The sequence below is a fragment of the Actinomadura luteofluorescens genome (assembly GCF_013409365.1).
In the GTDB taxonomy this organism is placed as follows: domain Bacteria; phylum Actinomycetota; class Actinomycetes; order Streptosporangiales; family Streptosporangiaceae; genus Spirillospora; species Spirillospora luteofluorescens.
On record NZ_JACCBA010000001.1, the window covers coordinates 8,116,933 to 8,140,320 of the forward strand.

The 23,388-nt window shown below is 74.1% G+C and carries 18 protein-coding genes; 9 read left to right on the plus strand and 9 right to left on the minus strand.

Going from position 1 to position 23,388, the window contains the following annotated elements; genetic code table 11:
* Positions 1 to 99: 99 nt before the first annotated feature.
* Together boxC and boxB are read left to right on the plus strand one after the other, a co-directional pair.
* Positions 100 to 1,749 carry a 2,3-epoxybenzoyl-CoA dihydrolase gene (gene boxC / locus BJY14_RS37440; protein WP_179847929.1) on the plus strand — a complete coding sequence of 550 codons (1,650 nt, stop codon included), beginning with the start codon at positions 100 to 102 and terminating at the stop codon, positions 1,747 to 1,749.
* A gap of 3 nt (positions 1,750 to 1,752) precedes the next feature.
* Positions 1,753 to 3,168, plus strand: coding sequence for a benzoyl-CoA 2,3-epoxidase subunit BoxB (gene boxB, locus BJY14_RS37445; RefSeq protein ID WP_179847930.1), 1,416 nt, complete (start codon positions 1,753 to 1,755; stop codon positions 3,166 to 3,168).
* A gap of 11 nt (positions 3,169 to 3,179) precedes the next feature.
* Here boxB and BJY14_RS37450 read toward each other — a convergent pair whose 3' ends face one another.
* Positions 3,180 to 4,823, minus strand: coding sequence for a cyclic nucleotide-binding domain-containing protein (locus tag BJY14_RS37450; protein ID WP_179847931.1), 1,644 nt, complete (start codon positions 4,821 to 4,823; stop codon positions 3,180 to 3,182).
* A gap of 12 nt (positions 4,824 to 4,835) precedes the next feature.
* Positions 4,836 to 5,174: a hypothetical protein gene (locus BJY14_RS37455; protein WP_179847932.1), complete on the minus strand. Its 339-nt coding sequence runs from the start codon at positions 5,172 to 5,174 to the stop codon at positions 4,836 to 4,838.
* Positions 5,175 to 5,281: 107 nt separating this feature from the next.
* On the opposite strand from BJY14_RS37455, the gene BJY14_RS37460 reads away from it, so the two are divergent.
* Positions 5,282 to 5,497 (plus strand): hypothetical protein, encoded by a 216-nt coding sequence (locus BJY14_RS37460; RefSeq protein ID WP_179847933.1) that lies wholly within the window; start codon positions 5,282 to 5,284, stop codon positions 5,495 to 5,497.
* On the opposite strand, the gene BJY14_RS37465 is transcribed toward BJY14_RS37460, so the two are convergent.
* Positions 5,494 to 6,636, minus strand: coding sequence for an acyl-CoA dehydrogenase family protein (locus tag BJY14_RS37465; protein WP_179847934.1), 1,143 nt, complete (start codon positions 6,634 to 6,636; stop codon positions 5,494 to 5,496). The two genes, BJY14_RS37460 and BJY14_RS37465, sit on opposite strands and share 4 nt — an antisense overlap.
* 74 nt (positions 6,637 to 6,710) lie before the next feature.
* Between BJY14_RS37465 and BJY14_RS37470 the strand changes: the two genes are divergently transcribed.
* Positions 6,711 to 7,286: a TetR/AcrR family transcriptional regulator gene (locus tag BJY14_RS37470; protein ID WP_179847935.1), complete on the plus strand. Its 576-nt coding sequence runs from the start codon at positions 6,711 to 6,713 to the stop codon at positions 7,284 to 7,286.
* Here the strand turns inward: BJY14_RS37470 and BJY14_RS37475 are convergent.
* Genes BJY14_RS37475 through BJY14_RS37490 form a run of 4 tightly spaced genes read right to left on the minus strand, consistent with a single transcriptional unit; the run spans position 7,283 to position 11,138 of the window.
* A complete protein-coding gene (locus tag BJY14_RS37475) occupies positions 7,283 to 7,885 on the minus strand; it encodes a GTP-binding protein (RefSeq protein WP_179847936.1) in 603 nt (200 codons plus the stop codon). The genes BJY14_RS37470 and BJY14_RS37475 overlap by 4 nt on opposite strands.
* Positions 7,866 to 8,240, minus strand: a complete 375-nt coding sequence (locus tag BJY14_RS37480) for a DUF742 domain-containing protein (protein ID WP_179847937.1) — start codon at positions 8,238 to 8,240, stop codon at positions 7,866 to 7,868. Before BJY14_RS37480 ends, BJY14_RS37475 begins: the two co-directional genes overlap by 20 nt.
* A 7-nt stretch (positions 8,241 to 8,247) precedes the next feature.
* Complete coding sequence (locus BJY14_RS37485; protein WP_246396255.1) at positions 8,248 to 8,700, minus strand: roadblock/LC7 domain-containing protein; 453 nt, start codon at positions 8,698 to 8,700, stop codon at positions 8,248 to 8,250.
* Positions 8,685 to 11,138, minus strand: coding sequence for a sensor histidine kinase (locus tag BJY14_RS37490; protein WP_179847938.1), 2,454 nt, complete (start codon positions 11,136 to 11,138; stop codon positions 8,685 to 8,687). The genes BJY14_RS37485 and BJY14_RS37490 overlap by 16 nt, the downstream gene beginning before the upstream one ends.
* A 480-nt stretch (positions 11,139 to 11,618) precedes the next feature.
* On the opposite strand from BJY14_RS37490, the gene BJY14_RS37495 reads away from it, so the two are divergent.
* Positions 11,619 to 13,133, plus strand: coding sequence for a M28 family metallopeptidase (locus tag BJY14_RS37495; protein ID WP_179847939.1), 1,515 nt, complete (start codon positions 11,619 to 11,621; stop codon positions 13,131 to 13,133).
* 49 nt (positions 13,134 to 13,182) lie between these two features.
* Here BJY14_RS37495 and BJY14_RS37500 read toward each other — a convergent pair whose 3' ends face one another.
* On the minus strand, positions 13,183 to 14,013 hold the full coding sequence (locus tag BJY14_RS37500) for an LLM class F420-dependent oxidoreductase (protein ID WP_179847940.1): 831 nt from the start codon (positions 14,011 to 14,013) through the stop codon (positions 13,183 to 13,185).
* A 61-nt stretch (positions 14,014 to 14,074) separates the two neighbouring features.
* Between BJY14_RS37500 and polA the strand changes: the two genes are divergently transcribed.
* Genes polA through BJY14_RS37515 form a run of 3 tightly spaced genes read left to right on the plus strand, consistent with a single transcriptional unit; the run spans position 14,075 to position 18,811 of the window.
* Positions 14,075 to 16,708, plus strand: a complete 2,634-nt coding sequence (gene polA / locus BJY14_RS37505) for a DNA polymerase I (protein WP_179847941.1) — start codon at positions 14,075 to 14,077, stop codon at positions 16,706 to 16,708.
* Positions 16,709 to 16,753: 45 nt separating this feature from the next.
* Positions 16,754 to 17,254 carry an inorganic diphosphatase gene (locus BJY14_RS37510; protein WP_179847942.1) on the plus strand — a complete coding sequence of 167 codons (501 nt, stop codon included), beginning with the start codon at positions 16,754 to 16,756 and terminating at the stop codon, positions 17,252 to 17,254.
* Between the two features lie 12 nt (positions 17,255 to 17,266).
* A complete protein-coding gene (locus BJY14_RS37515; protein ID WP_179847943.1) occupies positions 17,267 to 18,811 on the plus strand; it encodes an FAD-dependent monooxygenase in 1,545 nt (514 codons plus the stop codon).
* 172 nt (positions 18,812 to 18,983) lie between these two features.
* Here BJY14_RS37515 and BJY14_RS37520 read toward each other — a convergent pair whose 3' ends face one another.
* A complete protein-coding gene (locus BJY14_RS37520; RefSeq protein ID WP_179847944.1) occupies positions 18,984 to 20,462 on the minus strand; it encodes a phytoene desaturase family protein in 1,479 nt (492 codons plus the stop codon).
* Positions 20,463 to 20,541: 79 nt separating this feature from the next.
* Between BJY14_RS37520 and BJY14_RS37525 the strand changes: the two genes are divergently transcribed.
* Complete coding sequence (locus BJY14_RS37525) at positions 20,542 to 23,382, plus strand: hypothetical protein (RefSeq protein WP_179847945.1); 2,841 nt, start codon at positions 20,542 to 20,544, stop codon at positions 23,380 to 23,382.
* The last annotated feature ends 6 nt before the right edge of the window (positions 23,383 to 23,388 follow it).

A 23,388-nucleotide genomic window follows, 5' to 3' on the forward strand; every position in this document is an offset into this window, starting at 1 on the left:
GCCCAGGGCGGCCGCACGAGTCGAAGTGCTACAAACTGTTGACGCGAAGAGCAGAATCTGTGGAACATGATGGAGACGGCACCGGCGGAAGGACAGCGCATGACCAGCCCGCACGTGGAGTTCCGGGTGGACCCGTCCCGCTACCGGCACTGGCGCCTGGACGTCGACGGCCAGGTCGCCACCCTCACGATGGCGGTGGACGAGCAGGGCGGGCTGGTCCCCGGGTACGAGCTGAAGCTGAACTCCTACGACCTCGGCGTGGACATCGAGCTCTACGACGCCGTCCAGCGGCTCCGCTTCGAGCACCCCGCGGTGCGCACGGTGGTCGTCACCGGCGGCAAGGAGAAGATCTTCTGCGCGGGCGCCAACATCCGGATGCTGGCCGCGTCCACGCACGGCTGGAAGGTGAACTTCTGCAAGTTCACCAACGAGACCCGCAACGGCATCGAGGACGCGACGGCGAACTCCGGCCAGACCTACCTGGCGGCGCTGAACGGCACCGCGTCCGGCGGCGGATACGAGCTGGCCCTCGCCTGCGAGCACATCATGCTCGTCGACGACCGCTCCTCGGCGGTGTCGCTTCCGGAGCTGCCGCTGCTCGGCGTCCTGCCCGGCACCGGCGGCCTGACCCGGGTGACGGACAAGCGGCGCGTCCGCCGCGACCGCGCCGACTACTTCTCCACCAGGGCCGAGGGGCTCGGCGGCAGGAAGGCCGTCGCGTGGGGCCTGGTGGACGAGGCCGTCCCGCGCACCGCCTGGGACGAGACGGTCGCCGAACGCGCGCGGGAACTGGCGGCCCGCTCGTCCCGTCCACACGATGCCGAGGGGATCGCGCTGACGCCGCTCGGCAAGGAGCGCACGGACGCCTCGATCGCCTACCGTCACGTCTCGGCGGAGCTCGACCGCGACGCGGGCGCCGCCCTGATCACCATCGCGGGCCCGGACGCGCCTCCCGGCGACTTCCACGGCGCGGACTTCTGGACGCTCGCCATGACCCGCGAGCTGGACGACCTGATCCTCGACCTGCGGACCAACGAGCCGGAGCTCGGCACGTGGGTGCTCCGCACGCGGGGGGCGTCCGAGCACGTCCTCGCCCACGACCGGCTGCTGCTCGGCAACGCCGGCGACTGGCTCGCCAACGAGATCGTGCACTACCTCAAGCGGACCTTGAAGCGGCTGGACGTCACCAGCCGCAGCCTCATCGCCCTGATCGAGCCCGGCAGCTGCTTCGCCGGCTCCCTCCTGGAGGTCGCGCTCGCCGCCGACCGCTCCTACCAGCTCGACGGCGTCTTCGAGGACGTCGATCCCGGCGCCGACCCCGCCGCGGTCACCGTGGACGCGATGAACCTCGGCCCGCTCCCGATGGGCAACGGGCTCACCCGCCTCGCCACCCGGTTCCTCGGCGACGGCGCCGCGCTGGCCGCCGCCGGCGACGCCGCGGGCAAGCCGCTGGAGGCCGCCGACGCCGAGCGCCTCGGCCTGGTCACCTTCGCGCCCGACGACCTCGACTGGGACGAGGAGATCCGCATCGCCGTCGAGGAGCGGGCCGGTTTCAGCCCGGACGCGCTCACCGGCCTGGAGGCCAACCACCGCTTCCCCGGCCCCGAGACCCTGGAGACCAAGATCTTCGGACGGCTGTCCGCCTGGCAGAACTGGATCTTCACGCGCCCGAACGCGTCCGGCCCGGACGGCGCCCTGCGCCGCTACGGCACCGGGCGGCGCGCCGACTTCGACCGAAAGCGAGTCTGAGCGATGGCGACCACCGCCGACTACACCGAGAAGATCCCCAACAACGTCGACCTGCGCGAGGACCGGCGCCTCCAGCGCGCCCTGGAGTCGTGGCAGCCGAACTTCCTGTCCTGGTGGGAGTCGATGGGGCCGTCGCTGCCGACCCGGGAGGTGTACCTGCGCACGGCCGTCGACGTCGGCCGCGAGGGCTGGGCGCACTTCGGGCACGTCGCCATGAAGGACTACCGGTGGGGCATCTTCCTGGCCGAGCGCGACGGCGACCGCCGCATCGGCTTCGGCGCCCACAAGGGCGAGCCCGCGTGGCAGAAGGTCCCCGGCGAGTACCGCGCCGACCTGCGGCGCCTCATCGTCATCCAGGGCGACACCGAGCCCGCGTCCGTGGAGCAGCAGCGCAACCTCGGCGCCACCGCGCCCAGCCTCTACGACCTGCGCAACCTGTTCCAGGTGAACGTCGAGGAGGGCCGCCACCTGTGGGCGATGGTCTACCTCCTGCACGCCCACTTCGGGCGGGAGGGACGCGAGGCGGCCGAGGAGCTGCTGCACCGAAACTCCGGCAGCGAGGAGTCGCCCCGCATCCTCGGCGCCTTCAACGAGGAGACCCCCGACTGGCTCTCGTTCTTCATGTTCACCTACTTCACCGACCGGGACGGCAAGTACCAGCTCGGCACGCTGAAGGAGTCCGGCTTCGACCCGCTGGCGCGCACCTGCGAGTTCATGCTCAAGGAGGAGGCCCACCACATGATGGTCGGCACCACGGGCATCGACCGGGTCGTCGAGCGGACCGTCCGGCTGATGAAGGAGCACGACACCGACGACGTCGCCCCGCACGGCGGGATCTCCCTGGACGTCGTGCAGAAGTACCTGAACTTCCACTACTCGGTGTCGCTCGACCTGTTCGGCTCCGAGACGTCCAGCAACGTCGCCGGCTACTACACGGCCGGGCTCAAGGGGCGCTGGATGGAGGACCGCCGCCAGGACGACCACCGCCTCACCGACGACGCCGTCATGGTGGACGCCCTCGTCGAGGGAGGCGTCGGGCAGACCGAGGTCGCCGCGCTCGTGGGCCTCAACACCGACCTGCGCCGCGCCTACGTCGCCGACTGCCAGAGCGGCGTCAACCGCTGGAACCGCATCCTGTCCGAGGCGGGCCTCCCGCAGCGCCTGCGCCTGCCGAGCGTCGCCTTCAACCGAAAGGTCGGCGCCTTCGCCGGCATCGAGGCCGCGCCGGACGGCGAGGTGCTCGACGCCCCCGAGTGGGAGCGGCGCAAGGACGCCTGGCTTCCGACGGAGGTCGACAGGACGCACGTCCGCTCGCTGATGCGGCCCGTCCACGAGCGCGGCAGGATCGCGGCCTGGATAGCCCCGCCCCGCAACGGCATCAACGGCCGGCCGTTCGACTACGAGTACGTCCGCCTCTAGCCGCCCCGCCGCTAGACGGCGGCCGGGAAGAGGCGCAGCCAGGCGTCGCCGGGGCCCGGCACGCGCACCTCGACGGGCTCGAACTCCGGTCCGGCCCCGGAGATCCCCCGGTGCACCGGCGCGGAGACGATCAGCCCTAGGACGGCCGCGACGCCCGCGAGCCGCCGCCGCAGGACGTCCGACTCCAGCAGCCGGGCGGCGCGGGCCAGCGCCGCCCCGGTGACGCCGTCCGGCCCGGCGTGCACCGGGCCCGCGTCGACCGCGACCCGCACCTGGAAGCGCCGCGCCTCCGCCGCGCCCCCGTTGTGCCGGTCGATGCGCTCGGCGAGCGCCCGCACCAGCGGATCGGCCGGTGTGCTCACCGGGACCCCGGGCGGGACGACGAGCAGCACGCCGTCCCCGCGGTCCTCGCGGTGGCAGGCCGCCCAGGGCACGCCGGCGGCGGCGAACGACTCCTCCAGGGACCGGAACAGCACCCGCCGGATCGCCGCGCGGTCCGCCTCGGTCAGGTCCGGGGACCCGAACCCCACCACGTCGGCGAACACGACCGTGCAGTCCTGCCCCGTGAGGAACAGGGAGCCGGGCACGGCCTCCGGGCGTGGCCCGCCGCCCGCCGTGAGCCGCTCCAGCCGGACCGGGTCGAGGACGTCGATCGTGCCGTCCCCGGCGTGGACGAGTCCCGCGCCGTCCCACTCGTTGAGCACGCTGGCCACCGCCGCGGGCGTCGAGGATGTCCAGCCCGCGAGCTCGGTCCCCGTCAGCGGGAGCGCCCCGCCCCGCGCCCGCGACAGCGTGGTGAACAGGGCGGCCAGCCGGCGCTCGGTGTCGGCGAGTTCGGTGCCGGAGGTGCGGGCCGCCGCTTCGACGGTGCGGTCGTGCGCCTGCTTCTCCAGCACCGACTGCACGCCCGCGTACCGCTCCACGACGCGGCGGAAGTCCGCCGCGGCGACGACGAGCGCCTCCACGGCGTCGAGCGCGATGACCGTCGCCGACCAGGCCTCGTCCTCGAACAGCGCCCGCTCGCCGATGAGGTCGCCGGGGCCGCGGACCGCCACGATCCGCTCCTCGCCCGCCCGGTCGACGCGGACCTTCGTCCACCCCGACCGGATGACGACGACGTAGTCGGCCGGATACCCCTGCCGCAGCAGGGGCGCCCCCGGCCCGAAGGCGCACGGGCGCGCGACGCCGCGGACGGCGTCGCGCTCCTCGGAGCCGAGCGCGTGCCAGAAGCTGTCGCGGAGCCTCTCGGTCCGGCCGGCGGACCGCGCGCCGTCCCCCTGCGCCCGGGCCCACGCGGCCTTGGCGCGCGCGAACCCGGCCAGCGGCGCCACGAACAGGGCCAGCACGGCGAGCGTGAACGCGGCGAGCAGCGCCGCGGCGGACGTCCCGGTCTCCGCGGCCGCCCACGCCGTGCACACCGCCCCGAGGACGCCCAACGTCACGACCCCCCACACGAGCGTCCGCCCCGGATCCGCCGTCGGCGCGGGGGACGGCCCCGCACCGTCCGCGAAGGCGGGCGAGGCGTCGGAGAACGCCTCCAGCAACCGCCGCGCCCGGTCCGCCGCACCCGGCGGCGCCGTGCTCGGCCCGCCGTTGGCCGGCGCGTCGGAGAACGTCTCCAGCAGCCCGCGCCAGCCGCGATCAGAACTCGGCATCGCATCCCCCATTCATCCGGCCTGACCAGGCCCGTCGTCCTCGTCGTCGCCGCCCGGGCCCGGCGGCAGCGCCCAGAGCGCGTACCGGCCGAGCTTCGCCATGACGGCGGGGGCGCTCGCACCGCACGCGAACGCCAGCCACGGCGCGTCGATCAGGTCGCTCGCCGCGGCCGCCGACGTCACCATCGCGGCGAGCCCGCAGTGCAGCGCGCAGGCGAACAGGTAGTACCGGCCGCCCGGTCCCTTCGGGTAGCGCCAGGGCGGCCCCTTCACGCGCCGGTTCGCCTCCAGGAACGCCAGCGTGCGGTTGGCCGCGGCCCCCATGAGCCCCCACACGACGAACTGCCACATGACCCGACGGTAGGTTCCGGGACGAGGGCAGACCGTGGCACACCGCACAAAACAACACAGAACCCACCGTCCGGTCGCGCGACGGCGGCTCCGCTACGCTGCGCCGCATGGGTCCTGAGGAAGCCGCCGCGAAGGTCAAGCTCGCCACCACCCGGTACGAGGACCTCGCGGAGCAGCTCGAAGCCGCGAAGCGAGACCTGCTCGACGCCTACGCGGACGCGGCCCGCGAGGGCCTCGGCCCCGAGGAACTGGCCGGCGGCTCCCCGTTCACCGCCGACGAGATCGCCCGCGGGCTGCGGGAGCGCGGCGCGGGGTCCGCCTAGCGGGCCAGGTGGCGGGAGATGACCAGGCGCTGGATCTGGTTGGTGCCCTCGAAGATCTGCATGACCTTGGCCTCGCGCATGAAGCGCTCGACCGGGAAGTCGCGGGTGTAGCCGGCGCCGCCCAGCACCTGGACGGCGTCGGTGGTGACCTTCATGGCGTTGTCGGTGGCGACCAGCTTGGCGACGGACGCCTCGCGGCCGTAGGGGCGGCCCGCGTCCTTGAGCCGGGCGGCGGCCAGGTAGGTGGCGCGCGCCGACTCGACGGCGGCGGCCATGTCGGCCAGGACGAACGCGAGCCCCTGGTGGTCGATGATCGCCTTGCCGAAGGCCTCGCGCTCCTTGGCGTAGCCGACGGCGGTGTCGAGCGCGCCCTGCGCCAGGCCGGTGGCGACGGCGGCGATGCCGAGGCGGCCGGCGTCGAGGCCGGCGAGGGCGATGGACAGCCCCTGGCCCTCGTGGCCGATCAGGTGGTCCGCGGGGACGCGCGCGTCCACCAGGCGGACGGTCGCGGTGGTGGAGCCCATCAGGCCCATCTTGTCCTCGGGCTCGTCGAACTCCAGGCCGGGGGTGCCCGCGGGGACGTGGAAGCAGGAGATGCCGCGCGACTTCTCCTGTGACGTGCGGGCCATGACGGTGTAGAAGTCGGCCTTGCCGCCGTGCGTCGTCCACGCCTTGGCGCCGTTGAGGACGTAGGAGTCGCCGTCGCGGACGGCCCTGGCGCGCATCGCGGCCGGGTCGGAGCCCGCGTGCGCCTCCGACAGGCAGTAGGCGCCGAGGCGCTCGCCGGAGAGCATGCCGGGCAGCCACCGCGCGCGCTGCTCGTCGGTGCCGAAGGCGAACAGCGGGAAGCAGGACAGGGCGTGCACGCTGACGCCGACGCCGACGCTCGCCCAGACGGCCCCGATCTCCTCCAGGACCTGCAGGTAGATCTCGTAGGGCTGGTCGCCGCCGCCGAACTCCTCCGGGTACGGCAGCGTCAGCAGGCCCGCCCGGCCCAGTGTCGTGAACACCTCGCGGGGGAACGTCCCGGTGCGCTCGGCGTCCGCGACGCGCGGTGCGAGCTCCTTGGCCGCGATCTCGCGGGTGAGGGCGACCAGGTCCTCGGACTCGGAGGTCGGCAGGTGCCGGGTGGCGGGCATGGGCGGTCTCCTTTCGGCACCGCCAACCGTACCAAAGACAGTACCGGCGAACCCGTTTTGGTACTGTCGCCGTCATGACCTCGGTGGACGAGCGGGCGACCAGGGCGTCGCGGCGGCGCGAGACGCTGATCGACCGGCTCATGGACCTCTTCCTGGAGCGCGGGTTCGCCGAGCTGAGCGTCGCGGACCTGGCCGCGCTGCTGCGCTGCTCCAAGAGCACGCTCTACTCGGTCGCGGCGAGCCGGGAGCAGATCATCACGGCCGTCGTGCGGGCCTTCTTCCGCCGCGCCACCGAGCGCGTGGAGGCCGCGCTCGACGGCAACGCCGACCCCCGCGAACGGGTCGGCGCCTACCTGCGGGCGATCTCGGGCGAGCTGGCCCCCGCGTCCGCCGCGTTCTTCGCCGACCTGGACGCGTTCGCCCCCGCGCGGGAGATCTACAAGAGCAACACCCGGTACGCGGTGCGGCGCGTGCAGGGCCTCGTGCGGGAGGCGGCGCCCGGCGGCGACGCCGCGTTCGTCGGCGCCGTCGCCGGGCAGGTGATGGAGTCCATCCACCGCGGCGAGATCAAGGCGCAGACCGGCCTGGACGACTCGTCCGCCTACGCCGCCCTCGCCTCCCTCATCGTGGCCCGGATGGCGGCCGGTTAATTGCGGGACGCGTGCAGTGCGTGCTCGACGAGCGCCACCAGGACGCCGCGCGCCACCTCACGGCTCCGCACGTCGCACATCATGACCGGGACCTCGGGATCGACGTCCAGGGCGTCGCGGATCTCCTCCACCGTGTAGCGGCGGGCGCCCTCGAACCGGTTCGCCGCGATGACGAACGGCAGGCCCCGCTGCTCGAAGAAGTCGATGGCCGCGAAGCTCGTGCTGAGCCTGCGGGTGTCGACCAGCACGATGGCGCCGACGGCGCCGTAGGCGATCTGGTCCCACATGAACCAGAACCGCTCCTGGCCCGGCGTGCCGAACAGGTACAGCCGGACGCCGCCGGAGAACGTCAGCCGGCCGAAGTCCATCGCCACGGTCGTGGTGGTCTTGCCCTCCACGCCGCCGAGGTGGTCGACGCCGACGGAGGCGTCGGTGAGGACCTCCTCGGTGCGCAGCGGGCGGACCTCGCTGACCGCGCTCACCAGCGTCGTCTTGCCGACGCCGAAGCCGCCGGCCACCAGGACCTTCAGGGTGTGGAGCGGGACGTCGTCGTCGCGCCCGTGCGCGGTGGCGGTCGGGTCAAAGGCGGCGGAGTTCATCGAGCACTCTCATGAGGATGCGGGGGTCGGGGCGTTCGGTGTGCGCGGCCTGCGGCATCTCCTCGATCAGGCCGTACTGGTGCAGGTCCTCCAGCAGGATCTGCACGACCCGCAGCGGCAGGTCGGTCTCCGAGGCGAGGTCGGCGGGCGTGGAGGGCCGCCCGCACAGCTCCAGCAGCAGCCGCTGCTCGCGCGACAGCCAGACCCGGTCGGCCGGGGTCCGGCCGGTCGCGACGAGAACGGTCACGAGGTCGAGGACGAGCCCGCGGGGGCGGGTGCGCCCGCGGGTGACCGCGTAGGGCCGGACGACCGGGCCGGCGTCCGACCCGACCCAGCGCTCTCTCGGGCTCTGCACGCCGGCTCTAGCCTGACGCGCCCGAGCGCACCGGCGGATCCTGCGACTCGGCGCCGCGCGGCTGCGCCGACAGCGTGCGCCGCACCCGCTTGATCAGCATGGTCGTCTCGTAGGCGACCAGCCCCGCGTTGCCGCCGGCGTCGCTCAGCACGGCGAGGCAGCTCCCGTTGCCCGCGGGCATGACGAAGAACAGCATGCCGTCCAGCTCGACGACGGTCTGCCGCACCTGCTTGGCCTGGAAGTGCTCGCGGGCGCCGTTGGCCAGGCTGTGGAAGCCCGACGACAGCGCCGCGAGGAACTCGGCGTCCTTGCGGGTGACGTCCCCTGAGGCGCCCATGACCAGTCCGTCCCTGGACAGCAGGACGGCTTGGCGGACCTCCCCGACCCGCTGCACCAGATCGTCGAGCAGCCAGTCGAGCTCGCCGGAGGCGTTGCCCTGCCGCATCATGACTCCCCCCATTCATCGCGTGGATCCAGTTCGCCCGGTTCGTCGTCGACCCTGCCGCGCAGCCATCCCGACTGCAGCGACGCCATCAGGTCGCGGCTGAGCTCCGGGCTCGGTTCTTCGAAATCGTCCTCGCCCGCCGGCGCGGCGGGCTGGGCGTGCCGCGGCGCGGACCGCCCGCGCAGCTGCGGGGCCAGGGAACTCTGCCGCACCCGGCGCGGGAGCCGCCCCGTGACCTCGCTGTCCTCCACCCCGCCCGGCCGCGGCTCGGCGCCGTTCGGGCGGGCCCGGTCCGTGAGCGTCCCGGACGGGTCGAGCGCCGAGTCGAGCGGCGGGTCGAGGGGCGGCGCCGGCGGCGGCACGGCGCCCCGCCCGGCGGGCAGGCCGGCGAGCTCGCCGGACGGCTGCGCCTGGACGATCCGGCCGGGCAGCGCCGGACGCGACGGGCGGCCGAGCCGCGCCGGGCCGCCGCCCCCGTGCGCCGCCGAACCGACGGGCTGCGGCGCCGCGGCCGCGCGGCCGCGGCCCGCGTGCCAGTCGTCGTCGAGGACGACCAGCGCGTGCGGCACGAGGACGATCGCGGTCGTGCCCCCGTACGGGGACGGCAGGAGCGAGACCTGGATGCCGTGCCGGTCGGCGAGGCGCGCGACGACGAACAGGCCGAGCCGCTCGGTGTCGACCAGGTCGAACTCGACGGCGCTGTTGAGCCGCCGGTTCAGCTCCTCCAGCTCGTCGGGCTCCAGGCCGACGCCCCGGTCCACGACCTCGACGGCCAGCCCGTTGGCGACGGTCTCGACCTTGACGGTGACCTCCGTGGCCGGCGGGGAGAACGACGCCGCGTTCTCGATCAGCTCCGCCAGCAGGTGGATGACGTCGGCGACGACGTCGCCGGTGACCGCGGCCGAGGACGCGCCGGTCACCTCCACCCGCGTGTAGTCCTCCACCTCGGCGATCGCGGCGCGCACCACGTCCTCGGCGGCGACCGGGTGGTCCCAGGCGCGCACGGTCGGCGACCCGGACAGGATGACCAGGCCCTCGGCGTGCCGCCGCATGCGGGTGGTCAGGTGGTCGAGGCGGAACAGGTCGTCCAGCTCCTCGGGGCTGGACGCGCGCCGCTCCATCTGGTCCAGCAGCCGCAGCTGCCGGTGCAGCAGCGACTGGCTGCGCCACGACAGGTTGATGAAGACCCGGTTGATGCTGGCGCGCAGCTCGGCCTCGCCGACCGCGGTGCCGACGGCCGTGCGCTGGACGGCGTCGAACGCGTCGGCCACCAGGGCGATCTCCTTGGTCCGCCCGCGCTCCGGGCGCGGCGCCTCGGCGTCGACGTCGACCTTCTCGCCGCGCCGCAGCCGGGCCACGACCGCGGGCAGCCGCTCGTGCGCGAGCCGCTGCGCGAAGGCCTGCAGGTCCCGCAGCTCCCGCGCGAGCCGCCGGGCGAACAGCACCGACAGCGTGACCGAGGCGGCCACGATCAGCAGGCCCACGACGCAGGCCAGGAAGAAGCGCAGCATGATCCGGTGCCCGGCCGGCTCGACGACGTCGTCGTTCAGGACGTCGCCGACGCGGGAGGAGGAGGTGAACCACAGCGGTGTCAGCTCCTGCGTGGCCGTCCGCCACTGCCGGACGCCGGGATTGAGGCCCTGCCAGCGGATCTGGGTCTCGATCAAGGTGAAGCTGCCGTAGGCGGTCGAGGTGGCGAGATCCTCGACGACCCGGGACAGTTCGCCGGTCACCTCGACGCGGGCGAGCGAGAAGAACTGCTCGCGGTTGCCGGCCCAGCCCGCGAAGGCCATGCGCTCGGCCGCGGTCAGCCGGCGCGCGCCGGCCGCGGACATCAGGGCGTCCTCGCGCAGCATGAAATCGCTCGCCCACGAGAAGTGGGTGATCCCGGCGCTCTGCCGGTACACCGCCGTGTCGTTGACGCTGATGAAGGTCGTCAGCAACCGGAACGTCGAGTCGGAGAAGCCGCTGTAGGCGTCGATGGCCTGCACCGTGCTGGCCGCGCGCTGGGTGATCTGGGTCCGCAGCGGTTCGAGCTGGTCGAGGCTGTCGTCCAGCGCCTCCATGCGCTCCCAGAGTTCCGGGCCCATCGCGTTCCTGAGGCGGGGCTTGAAGGCGGCCGCGCGGAAGGCCGCCACGGCGGCGTCGGTCTTGGCCGCGAGGTCCTCGTAGGCCCGCCCGCCGGCCGCGGTCCGCGCCGTCAGGACGGCCACGGCGGCGGCGCGCTCGCGCTGGATCGCCCCGATGACGGTGCCGGCCGGCAGCCCCACGTCCTTGTACATCCGCGTGAACTCCGACCGCTGCAGTGCGGCGGACAGCGTCGTCCCCGCCGAGAAGACCCACAGCGAGACGAGAGCGGCGAGCGGAATGGCGAGGAGCATCGCGATCCGCCGGCCGACCGGCCGCGTCCGCGGCCGCCCATGGGAGCCATGAAGCTGCTCGGGCTTCGTCACCGGCCCACACTCCTGATCGTCATCGAACCGGCCGTCCCCGACCGACCTGGCGGGACCGGAGCATACTTAGTTCGATTTGCCGGGGACCAGAGGTCTCACCTGGGGCGACTTGTGATCTCTCGCGTGCGCCGCGTGAACGGCCGCTTCCCGGGCGTGTACGCGGCGGTTTGCGGGCCCTGCTCCGGCGCGGCCGTCCAGGCCGCCCACCGACCGCCTTTTCCCGAGTGTCGCCGCAGGTCACTGCGTCGGCATCCATTTAATGATCTTGCAATTGATTGGCCTTCGGGGCCCGGCCGGCCACGTCCTCTGAGAGGCGCGAAGGGGCGCGAGGGGGAATCGGCGGAGGTATGTCAACCGTGTTAACCCGGTGAAAAACTAGGCCAACATTGGCCGTTTTGATGCGGAGTCGTGTCTTGTTGCAAGAAATGACACATGTCAAGCTTCGGCTTACTTTGTCCCCCCCACCAACGGAGACCGAGCATGCGCAGAGCCGCGCTAGCCGTCCTCGCCGGGCTGTCGCTCGCCGCCACCACCGTGGCCGCGGCGCCCGCCCAAGCCGCCGGCCCGGCCCAGTCCAGGCTGGCCGCGCTCGTCAAGCTGAGCGACGTGCGGCACCACCAGCTGAACCTGCAGAAGATCTCGGACGCCAACGGCGGCAACCGGGCCGCGGGACTGCCCGGCAACAAGATCACCATCAAGTACATCGCGGACCAGCTCAAGCGGGCCGGATACGCGCCGGTGATCCAGAACTTCGAGTTCGACTTCTGGCAGGAGCTGTCGGAGCCGGTCCTCGCGGAGACCGCGCCGGATCCGAAGACGTTCGCGCCGCACGGCGACTTCGAGACGCTCCAGTACTCCGGGTCGGGCGACGTCACGGCCCCCGCGACCCCGGTCGACCCGCAGGCCACCGGGGACGGCAGCGGGTGCGAGGCCGGCGACTTCGCCGGGTTCCCCAAGGGCCACATCGCGCTGATCCAGCGCGGCGGCTGCTTCTTCTCCCTCAAGGCCGACAACGCCGTCGCCGCCGGCGCGTCCGCAGTCGTCATCTACCAGCTGCCCGACCAGCCGGGCCCGGTCGGGGGGACGCTGACCACGCCCTACGGCCTCCCGGTGGTCGGCCCGACGAACGCGGTCGGCAAGGCCCTCGTCCAGCAGGCGCAGAACGGCGGCGTCACGCTCCGGGTCAGGACCGACACCCTGAACGAGAAGCGCCAGGCCGCCAACGTCATCGCCGACACCAGGCGCGGCAGGGCCGACAACGTCGTGGTGGTGGGCGCGCACAACGACAGCGTCACCGCCGGGCCCGGCATCAACGACGACGGCTCGGGCACCGCGACGCTGCTGGAGATGGCCAAGCAGATCAACAAGCTCGGCTCCAAGGTCCGCAACAAGGTGCGGTTCGCCTTCTGGGGCGCCGAGGAAGAGGGACTGCTCGGCTCCCAGTACTACGTCGACAACCTTCCGCAGGCCGAGCGCGACAAGGTCGCCCTGATGCTCGACTTCGACATGCTCGCCTCGCCCAACTACGTCAACTTCGTCTACGACGGTGACAACAGCGCGGGCGAGAACAACGTCGAAGCGCCCGCCGGGTCCGGCGCGATCGAGAAGGCGTTCGTCGACCACTTCGCCAAGCGCAAGCTGCCCACCGACCCGACGCCGTTCAACGGGCGTTCGGACTACGACGCGTTCATCAGCGTCGGCATCCCCGCCGGCGGCCTGTTCACCGGCGCCGAGGGCATCAAGACCCCCGAGCAGGCGAAGCGGTACGGCGGCACCGCGGGCCTCGCCTACGACCCGTGCTACCACCAGGCCTGCGACCGCTACGACAACGTGAACCTGAAGGGCTTCGACCAGATGATCGACGGCACCGCCGCGGTCACCGAGCTGTTCGCGCACAGCACCCTGACGGTCAACGGGAACGAGCTCGCCCGCCGGCAGGCGCAGCCCCGCACGCGCGTGACGCCGGACGTGATCGGCAACCACGCGACCCGCTAGACCCTTCGCAGCGAGGGGCGCGCCCGGCCCGGGCGCGCCCTTCGCCATGTCAGAGCAGCGCCTCGGCGATCGCCCGCAGGGCGGGACGGGGATCGCCGCCGGGCTCGGTCAGCACCTGGACGGCGACGTTGTCGGCGCCCGCCTCCAGGTGGGCGGCCAGCCGCGCGGCCACCGCCGCGGCGTCGCCGTGCGCGACCAGCGCGTCCACGAGCGCGTCGCTGCCGCCGCCCTCGAAGTCGCCGGCCGTGAACCCCAGCCGCTCGAAACTGGCGACGTAGTTGCGCAGGGCGAGGTAGCGGCCCAGGGTGTCCCTGGCGATCGCGCGGGCGCGCACCGGATCGGGTTCGAGCACGACCTTCTGCTCCGGCGCAAGCAGCGGGCCCGCCCCCAGGATCTCCCGAGCCGACCGGGTGTGCTCGGGCGTGGTCAGGTACGGGTGGGCGCCCGCGGCGCGCTCGGCCGCCAGCCGCAGCACCTTCGGCCCGAGCGCGGCGAGGACCCGCCCTTCCACGGGGACCTTCCCGGCGTCCAGCCGGTCGAGGTAGTCCACGATCGTCTCGTACGGGCTGCGGTACTCCTGGTCCCGCTCCCGGTGGCCGATGCCGGCGCCGAGCAGGAACCGCCCGCCGTGCGTCTCGTTCAGCCGGTGGTAGGCCGCGGCGGCCTCCTCGGCGGGCGTGCTCCACATGTTCACGATGCCGGTGGCGACCACGATGCGTCCGGTCGCGGCCAGGAGCCGCCCGGCGACGTCCGGGTCGGCCGGCGAGCCGCCGATCCAGACCGTGCCGTAGCCGAGCTCCTCGACGTCCCTGGCCAGTTCGGGGCTCAACTGCGGCCAGGGGCGCCAGATGCCGAGCCGTCCGAGTTCGATCTTGGTCATGCCGTCCCAACACCCCCGCCGCCGGTTTCATGCCCCATGCCCGGGTGCCAGGATGTGACACATGACGGACCGGCCCCGCCTGCTGCTCCTGGACGGCCACTCGCTGGCCTACCGGGCGTTCTACGCGCTGCCGGTCGAGAACTTCACCACCACCTCCGGGCAGCCGACCAACGTCGTGTACGGGTTCGCGAACATGCTCGCCAACGTGCTGCGGGACGAGCGCCCCACGCACGCGGCCGTCGCGTTCGACGTCTCCCGGCAGACGTTCCGGACCGAGGCGTACCCCGAGTACAAGGCCACCCGGGCGCGCTCGCCGCGGGAGTTCGGCAGCCAGCTGCCCCTCCTCGACCGGCTGCTCGCCGCGATGAGCGTGCCGGTGGTGCGGGCCCCCGGCTACGAGGCCGACGACGTCATCGCGACGCTGGCGACGGCGGCGGAGGCGGACGGCATGGACGTGCTGATCGTCACCGGCGACCGGGACGTGCTCCAGCTCGTCAGCGACGGCGTCACCGTCCTGTACTTCTACCGGACGGCCTCGGAGATGATCCGGTACACGCCCGGCGCGGTGCGCGAGCGGTACGGGCTCACCCCGGCCCAGTACCCCGACTTCGCGGCGCTGCGCGGCGACCCGTCCGACAACCTGCCGAGCATCCCCGGCATCGGGGAGAAGACGGCCGCCCGGTGGGTGCGCGACTACGGGTCGCTGGCCGCCCTGCTGAAGCGCGCCGGCGAGGTCAGGGGCAAGGCGGGGGAGAAGCTGCGGGCCGCCGCCGGCACGGTCGCGCTGAACCGGCGGCTGACCGAGCTCGTGCGCGACCTGGACCTCCCGGTGGAGCCCGCCGGCCTGCGGCGGCGCCCGTACGACCTGGCGGCCTTCACCTCCCTGCTCGACGAGCTGGAGTTCCGCAACGCCAGCCTCCGGCAGCGCCTGTTCGCGGCGGACCCGGGCGGCGGACGCCCCCCGCCGGACGCCGAGCCGGACCACGTCCAGGGGCGGGAACTGGGGCCGGACGAGCTGGCCCCCTGGCTCGCGTCGCACGCGACCGGCCTCACGGGGCTGGTCGCCGACTGCACGTGGGTGCGCGGCGCCGGAGACATCGCGCGGATCGCGCTGGCCGCGGGCGACGGGAACGCCGCGTCGTTCGAGCCGTCCGTCCTCACCGCGGAGGACGAGCGGGCCTTCGCCGCCTGGCTGGCCGATCCCGCCCGGCCGAAGGCGCTGCACGACGTGAAGTCGCTGCTGCGCGTCCTCGGCGAGCGCGGCCGGCGCCTCGACGGGATCGCCACCGACACCGCGATGGCCGCCTACCTCCTGCTGCCGGGCCTGGCCGCCTACGGGATCGCCGACCTCGCGGGCCGCCATCTCGGGCGCCGCCCGGCCGCCGAGGGCGCGGCCGGGCTGATGATGAGCGCCCGCGCCGTCCTCGACCTCGCCGGCGTGTTCGCCGCCGACCTGGCGTCCACGGGCATGGACGAGGTCCTGCGGGACGTCGAGCTGCCGCTGTCCCGCCTGCTCGCCCGCGCCGAACGCGCCGGCGTGCACGTCGACGCGGGCCAGCTGCACGAGCTGGAACGGTACTTCTCCGCCGGGATGGAGCGCGCCGCCGACGAGGCCGCCGAGATCGCCGGACGCCGCTTCAACCCCGCCTCGACCAAGCAGCTCCAGGAGGTGCTGTTCGGCGAGCTCGACCTGCCCAGGACCAAGAAGATCAAGTCGGGGTACTCCACCGACGTGGACGCTCTGACCTGGCTGGCCACCCGCACCGGCAACGGCCTGCCGCAGGTCCTGCTGCGGCACCGCGACCAGGCGAGGCTGCGCTCCACGGTCACCGGGCTCATCCGGGAGATCGGCGCGGACGGCCGGATCCACACCGACTTCCAGCAGACCGTCGCCGCGACCGGCCGCCTCACCTCCGCCGACCCGAACCTCCAGGTCATCCCGATCCGGACGGAGGAGGGGCGGCGCATCCGCCGCGCGTTCACGCCCGGCGAGGGCTACGCGGCGCTGATGACGGCCGACTACGGCCAGCTCGAACTGCGCGTCATGGCGCACCTGTCGCAGGACCCCACGCTGCTGGCGGCGTTCGAGTCCGGCGAGGACCTGCACACGACGATGGCCGCGCGGGTCTTCGGAGTGACCCCCGGAGGCGTCACCCCGGACATGCGCCGCAAGATCAAGGCGATGTCGTACGGGCTGGCCTACGGGCTGTCGGCGTTCGGCCTCTCCCGGCAGCTCGGCATCCCGGTGGCCGAGGCGCGCCCGCTGATGGACGCCTACTTCGAGCGGCTCGGCGGCGTCCGCGACTACCTCGACCACGTCGTCGCCGAGGCCCGGGCCACCGGCCACACCCGCACGATCCTCGGCCGCCGCCGCTACCTGCCCCACCTGAACAGCGACGACCGGCGGCGCCGCGAGACCGCCGAGCGGATGGCGCTGAACGCCCCCGTCCAGGGCTCCGCCGCCGACATCGTCAAGATCGCGATGCTGCGGGTGGATGCGGCGCTGACCGCCGCCGGGCTCGCCAGCCGCCTGCTGCTCCAGGTGCACGACGAGATCGTCCTGGAGGTGGCGCCCGGCGAGGCGGACGCGGTGCGGGAGATCGTCCGCACCGGGATGACGACGGCCTACCCGCTCGCGGTCGGCCTGGAGGTCGCCATCGGCACCGGCCCCGACTGGAACGCCGCCGCCCACTGAGGTGGCGGGGCGACTCGTGGGTAGTGCTCCCCTGGGGAGGGATTCATGGAGATCGACATGATCGTCGAGATTCCCCGGGGATCGCGCAACAAGTACGAGATGGACCACCGGCTCGGCCGCATCCGGCTCGACCGGATGCTGTTCACCTCGACGCAGTACCCGGCGGACTACGGGTACATCCCGGACACGTGCGCGGAGGACGGCGACCCGCTGGACGCGATGGTGCTGCTGGAGGAGCCGACCTTCCCCGGGTGCGTGATCAGGGTGCGCAGCATCGGGGTGTTCTGGATGCTCGACGGGGGCGTCCCCGACGCCAAGATCCTCACCGTGGCGGCCGGGGACGTCCGCTACGCCGGGATCCGCGACCTGCGGGACGTCCACGAGCACGTCCTCGACGAGATCGCGCACTTCTTCGACATCTACAAGAGCCTGGAGCCCGGCAAGGGCACCGACGTGCGCGGCTGGCAGGACCGGCGGGTCGCCGACCGGACGATCGAGCGGGCCGCCGAGCGCGCGCGGGAGGTGGCCGGGAACGCCGCGACGTGATCAGGTGGAGGCGTGAGGGGCAGCGAACCGGTCGTCGTCGTGGGCGCGGGTCCCGTCGGCCTGGTCACGGCGCTGCTGCTGGCGCGGCACGGCGTGCCATCGGTGGTGCTGGAGGCCGCCGCCCGCCGCGACCCGTCCGGGTCCCGGGCGATCTGCTTCCAGCGCGACGTCCTCGACGTGCTCGACCGGGTCGGCTGCGCCGAGACGATGATCGCGCGCGGGGTGACGTGGACGACCGGCCGCACCTACCACCGCGGGGACGAGCTGTTCGCCGTGACCTTCCCGGGCGCCGGGCGCGGCGCCGTGCCGCCCTGGATCAACATCTCCCAGGCGGAGGTCGAGGCGCGGCTGCGGGACCTGGCCGCCGCCGAACCGCTGGTGGAGGTCCGGTACGGGCATCGCGTCACCGGACTGCGCCAGGACGGGGACGGCGTCGAGGCCCTCGCCGAGGGGGCCGCCGTGCGCGGCACCCACCTGGTCGGCGCGGACGGCGGGCACGGCGCCGTCCGGGACCTGCTCGGCATCGGCTTCCCCGGCCGCACCTTCACCGACCGGTTCCTCATCTGCGACATCCGGGCGGACCTGCCGTTCCCGAGCGAGCGGCGGTTCTACTTCGATCCCGAATGGAATCCCGGGCGCCAGGTCCTGGTCCACCAGTGCCCGGACCGGACGTGGCGCATCGACTGGCAGGTGCCCGCCGACCTCGACCTCGACGCCGAGCGCGGGTCGGGCGCGCTGGACGCCCGCATCCGCAGGATCACCGGGGACGTCCCGTACGAGATCGTGTGGGCCACCGTGTACCGGTTCCACGAGCGGGTCGCGGCGGCGTTCGCGTCCGGCCGCGCCTTCCTGGCCGGGGACGCCGCCCACGTCTACGCGCCGTTCGGTGCCCGCGGTCTGAACTCCGGCGTGCAGGACGCGGAGAACCTCGCCTGGAAGCTCGCGTTCGTCCGGCACGGCTGGGCCCCGCCCGCGCTGCTGCGCAGCTACGACGCCGAGCGCCGTGCGGCCGCCGAGGAGAACCTGCGGGTGACCACGCGGACGATGGAGTTCCTCGTCCCGCGGACCCCGCGGCAGCGGGCCCGGCGGCTGGAGTCCCTGGAGGCGGCCCGGACCCACCCGGACCCCCGCACGATCGTCGACTCGGGCAGGCTCGCCGAGCCGTTCTGGTACCTGGACTCGCCGCTGACGACCCCGGCCGGGCAGGTGGAGGACTTCCCTCGCGGTCCCGGGGCCGTCCGGCCGCCGCTGCCGGGCGTCCTCTGCCCGGACGGGCCGTGCGTCGTGGACGGGGAACCGACCCGCCTGCGCCGCCTGTTCGGCACACGATTCGTGGTCCTCACCCAGGGCGGGCGAACCGAGAGGCTGCCGACCGACGTCCCGCACGAGATCCACGCGCTGGACGACATCGACACCGGCGGGGCACTGCGGGCGGCCCTGCACTCCGGCGCGGACACGGTCCACATCGTCCGCCCGGACGGTCACCTGGCCGCCGTGCTGCCGTCCTACGACCCCGAGGCCGCGGTCGCGGCCCTGCACCGCGCCTGCGGGCGCTAGCTGTGTTTCCGCAGTCTCGGCCCACTTCGCTCGCCTGGGGCTCGCTACGTGACCGGTACTGGGCGAACACGGCATCGCTTCGCGAACTGCCCGGTTTCGCTCGCCTCCGGCTTCGCTGCACCGGGCAGTTCACGCGTTCGCGGGCTTGACCGAGGCAGGTTCTAGACAGGCTCTAGCTGGCGTCCAAGACGGCGCGGGCCGCGTTGTGGCCTGGGATTCCGCTGACGCCTCCGCCCCGCCTGGCGCCCGCCCCGCACAGCAGCACGCGCGGATGCTCGGTCTCGACGCCCCACCGCCCGTGTTCCGCGGCCGCCTCCGCGAACGGCCACGACAGGTCGCGGTGGAAGATGTGTCCGCCAGGGAGGCCGACGCCGTTCTCCAGGTCGACGGGCGTCTTGGCCTCCAGGCACGGCGTGCCGTCGGGGGCGCGCAGGAGGCAGTCCTCGATCGGCTCGGCGAGTACCGCGTCGAAGGACGCCAGCGTCGCGCGCAGCGCCGCGGCGCGCGAGCCCTCGGGGTCGGACCGGAACAGGCGCGCGGGCATGTGCAGGCCGAACAGCGTCAGCGTGTGGGCCCCGGCCTCCCGCAGTTCCGGTCCGAGAATGGACGGATCGGTCAGCGAATGGCAGTACACCTCGGCGGGCGGGACCGAGGGGACGCGGCCGTCGCGGGCCTCGCGGTAGGCCCTGTCGATCTGCTCCCGGCTCTCGTTGATGTGGAAGGTGCCCGCGAACGCCTCCTCCGGCCGGACGGACGGGTCGCGCAGCCGCGGCAGCCGCGACAGCACCATGTTCACCTTCAGCTGCGACCCCTCGGCCGTCCCCTCCCGCGGCATGTTGACCAGCACCCACCTGGCCGAGGCGGCGTGCTCGGCGCCGTCCGCGTCCCGGAACGTGACCTCTCCGGCCGGGTCGACGTGCAGGACCTCCATGCCGGAGCGCAGTTCGGCCCCGGCCGCGCGGGCGGCGTCGGCCAGGGCCCCGGTCACCGCGCCCATGCCGCCGACGGGTACGTTCCAGTCACCGGTCCCGTTCCCGACGACGTGGTAGAGGAAGCACCGGTTGGCCAGCAGCGACGGATCGGAGATGTCGGCGAACGTCCCGATCAGCGCGTCGGTGAGGACGACGCCGCGCACGGTGTCGTCGGTGAAGCGCTCGTCCACGACGTCTCCGATGGGCCGTTCGAACAGGTCGCGCCAGGCTTCCTCGTCGCCTACCACCTCCCGGAACCCCGCGCGGTCGCGCAGCGGTTCCAGCAGGGTCGGCGCGACGCGTTCGGCGACGTGACCGGCCATCGCGTAGAACCTCCGCCAGGCGGCGGCGTCGCCCTTGAGGGAGGCGGCCGTCCGCGCGGCGTCCCCGTTGTCGATCAGCAGGCCGCCGTCGCCGGCCGGCGTGTACGAGGCGAACCGCCGCCCGCGCAGCTCGATGCGCAGGCGCAGGTCCCGGATGATCCGTGACGGCAGCAGGCTCACCAGGTAGGAGTAGCGCGAGAGCCTCGCGTCCACGCCGGGGAAGACGCGCGCCGAGACCGCCAGCCCGCCGAAGTGCCCGAGCCGTTCCAGCACCAGCACGCGCCTGCCGGCGCCCGCCAGGTAGGCGGCCGCGACCAGGCCGTTGTGCCCGCCGCCCGCGATGATCACGTCGTACATGTCCACAGGGAACCACACGGGCCGCCGGATGCGGGGAAATCCGTTGGCCCGTGCGGCCGCCGGGAGGAAGATGGGGCGGGTGAAGATCCGGCTTTCTGGGGGAGTGGTGGCGTCCGGGCGCCATGCCTGGATCGCCCGTCCGTCCGGACCGCACCGGCTGCCGGACGGGGCGGGCGCGCGCCCGGGGACGCCCGTCGCGCTGGGGCCCGAGGAGGCCCCGGCGCAGGACGTGGCCGACGCCGTCCGGGAGCTCTCGCTGCTCGTCGCCGACGGGGGCGCCGTCGCGGCCGGAGCGGGCGTCGACCTCGGCGGCGGGTTCCGTTCCGCGCGGCTGGACGGGGCGCGCGGGGACCAGCGGGACGCGGTCCTGGCCGCGCTCCGGGCGGTCGGCCTGAGCGGTGCGCACCGCCTCGGTGAGCGGGCCGGGGTCCTCGTCGCGCTCTTCGGGCCCGCGGTCACCAAACGGGTCGGCGCGGCCGCCGGGCGGGCCGCCGAGGAGGGGCGCTGGGCGGCGCTGCATCTGGCGTCGGCCGCCAGCGACGTCCTCGGGCCCGAGCAGCTCGAACGGGTGCTCGCCCTGGAGGCTCCCGAGGGCGTCGACCTCACCCCGGGCGGGCAGCCGTCCGTGCTCGCGGGGTACCTGCGGCAGGTGTTCGGGCCGGTGCCCGCGCCCCGCAGGCTCGCGCTGATCCTGGACCTGTGGGAGCGGGTCGCCGAGCGCCGCGCCGGGCTCGCCCGCCGGGAGGCGCGGCTGGCGACGCAGAGCCGCCGCGACCGGCTCGAAGACCTGCGCGCGCGACGCCGCCACGACGACGACGAGCACATCATGTGGCAGGTGCGCATCGACCTGGCGGACGAGCAGCCCTCGCTCGCCGACATCGCGCGCTGGACCCCCGGCCGCTGGTACTGGCACGAACGCCTCCAGCGCGCCTTCGCGGACGCGATCGCCGCCACCGCGCTGGTCCGGACCGCCGCGGCCGTCGCCGACCACGGCTTGGAGGACGGCCTCGGGCGGTCGGCCCCGATGCTGCGGGCCGCCGCGTCCATGATGCCCGACTGGGCCGCCGGGAAGGCGGTGCGGCGCGTGCCGGGGCTGACCGGTCTCCCCGCGCGTCCCGGCGCCTACGTCCGCGACCTCGCGCACAGGCTCGCCGCCGGCAGGCCGATGGACGCCAAGGCCGCCGGCTATGTCAGGCCGCGCCTGGCCTGCGCCCGCGACTTCGCGCTGGTCGTCGTCGAGGACATCGGGCGCCTGATGGACGACATGGTCGGGACGCACGACGACCTGCTGCGCGAATGGTCGCCCAGCCTGGAGAGCTGGCGCGAGGGGGCCGGGTACGGCCGCCCGCCCGCCGAGTGGGACGGCATCCTGCCGTGGTCCGGGCCGATGCTGGGAGACGCCGAGCCCCTGCGCCGCAGGCTCGCTCCGGGGCAGGACCCGGCGACCGCGGAGACCGCCGCCGACCTCCTCTGGTACGCCGACCTGATCGATGCCCTCGCCCGGCTGTACGGGCACGAGCGGGCGCAGCCCACTCCCGGGACCGGCCGGCCGTGGTTCGACCACGACCCGCCGCCGGCGGGCGAGCCGCTGACCCCGCGCCTCGACTCGCTCATGGGCGCCGTGTCCGGCGCGGCGCAGCTGGTCGCGCTCGGAGGCGTCCCGCCCCGGGCGCCCCGCACGTGGGCCGCCCTCACCGTGGGCCTGATGTCGGCCACCGCGATCGCCGAGGCCCTCACCGGCGACTTCGCCGTCCCGGCGCCGCTCGCCGCCGTGGACGGCGCGACCGTCCCCGGGACCCGCCTCCGGCTCAAGATCGCCCGCAGCGCCCGGGACGTCGCCGAATGGGCGGACCACATGGGCAACTGCATCGCCGGACCGGCCTACGTCGAGGAGGCCAGGGAGGGCCGGAGCGGTCTCGCCGGCCTCTACGACGCCGACGGCCTGCTGGTCGTGAACGCCGAGCTGATGCCGCTGCGGCCCGCGTCCCGCGGCTGGCGGGTCAGCGAGATCGCGGCGAGGTTCAACGACGCGCCGGACGAGACCCTCGAACAGCGGTTCCGCGACTGGATCGCCGGGATCCCCGGAGCCGCCAAGGACGACACCGCGCCGGTGCCGGAGGAGCTCCCGCCGGTGCGGCCGGCCCGGCGGCGCGCCGCGCCCCGCCTCGTGGAGGAGGCCGGGCGCGCGCTCGGCGAGCTCGCGCTCGGGTCGTGGGAGCGGGTCGCTCCGGAGGCGCTCGGCGCCTTCGCCGCCGTGGCCGGGACAGGGCCGGACGCCGCGCTCGTCCGGCTGCGGCGTTTCGGCGGCCCGCAGCTCACCGGGGCCGTCGGGCGGGCCCTGGAGGAGGGCGCCACCGATCTGGTCCGGATCTGGACGGCTTCCGGCCACCGGCCCCTGCGCGGCGCACTCGACGCTCTCGACCCGGCGCTGCGCGACCGCTTCGACCAGCTCCCGCTCCTGCTCGGCGAGCCGCCGCTGCCGAAGACGCTGCGCAGGCTGGTCAAGCTCCCCGCCATCGCCGACGCGTACTCCCTCGACCTCGTGGCGCGCCGCGTCCGCCGCGCGATCGGGGTCCTCGCCCTCCGGGACGATCCGGTCATCGCCCGCGCCTTCGCCAAGCCGACGGCCGAGCCCCTGCTGTGCGCGCTGGCCGTGACCGTTACCTGCGCTGCGCCGGACATCGGCCTCGTCCCCGTGATGCCGCCGCGCACCACCACCGTCCCCGGCTACCCCGCCACGGCGCTGGAGGACGAGGAAGGCCCCTGGCAGCGGGCCCTGCCCGCCGTCCGCGAGCTGGGCGCCGACACCGCCGTCTTCTGGGACGAGATCGCCGAGCACGGGCTCCGCGTCCCGGCGTCCTGGCTGGCGCACGGCGGCTGGGCGGCCCTCTGGTCCCGCGCCCACTCCCACCGTGGCTGACCCGGC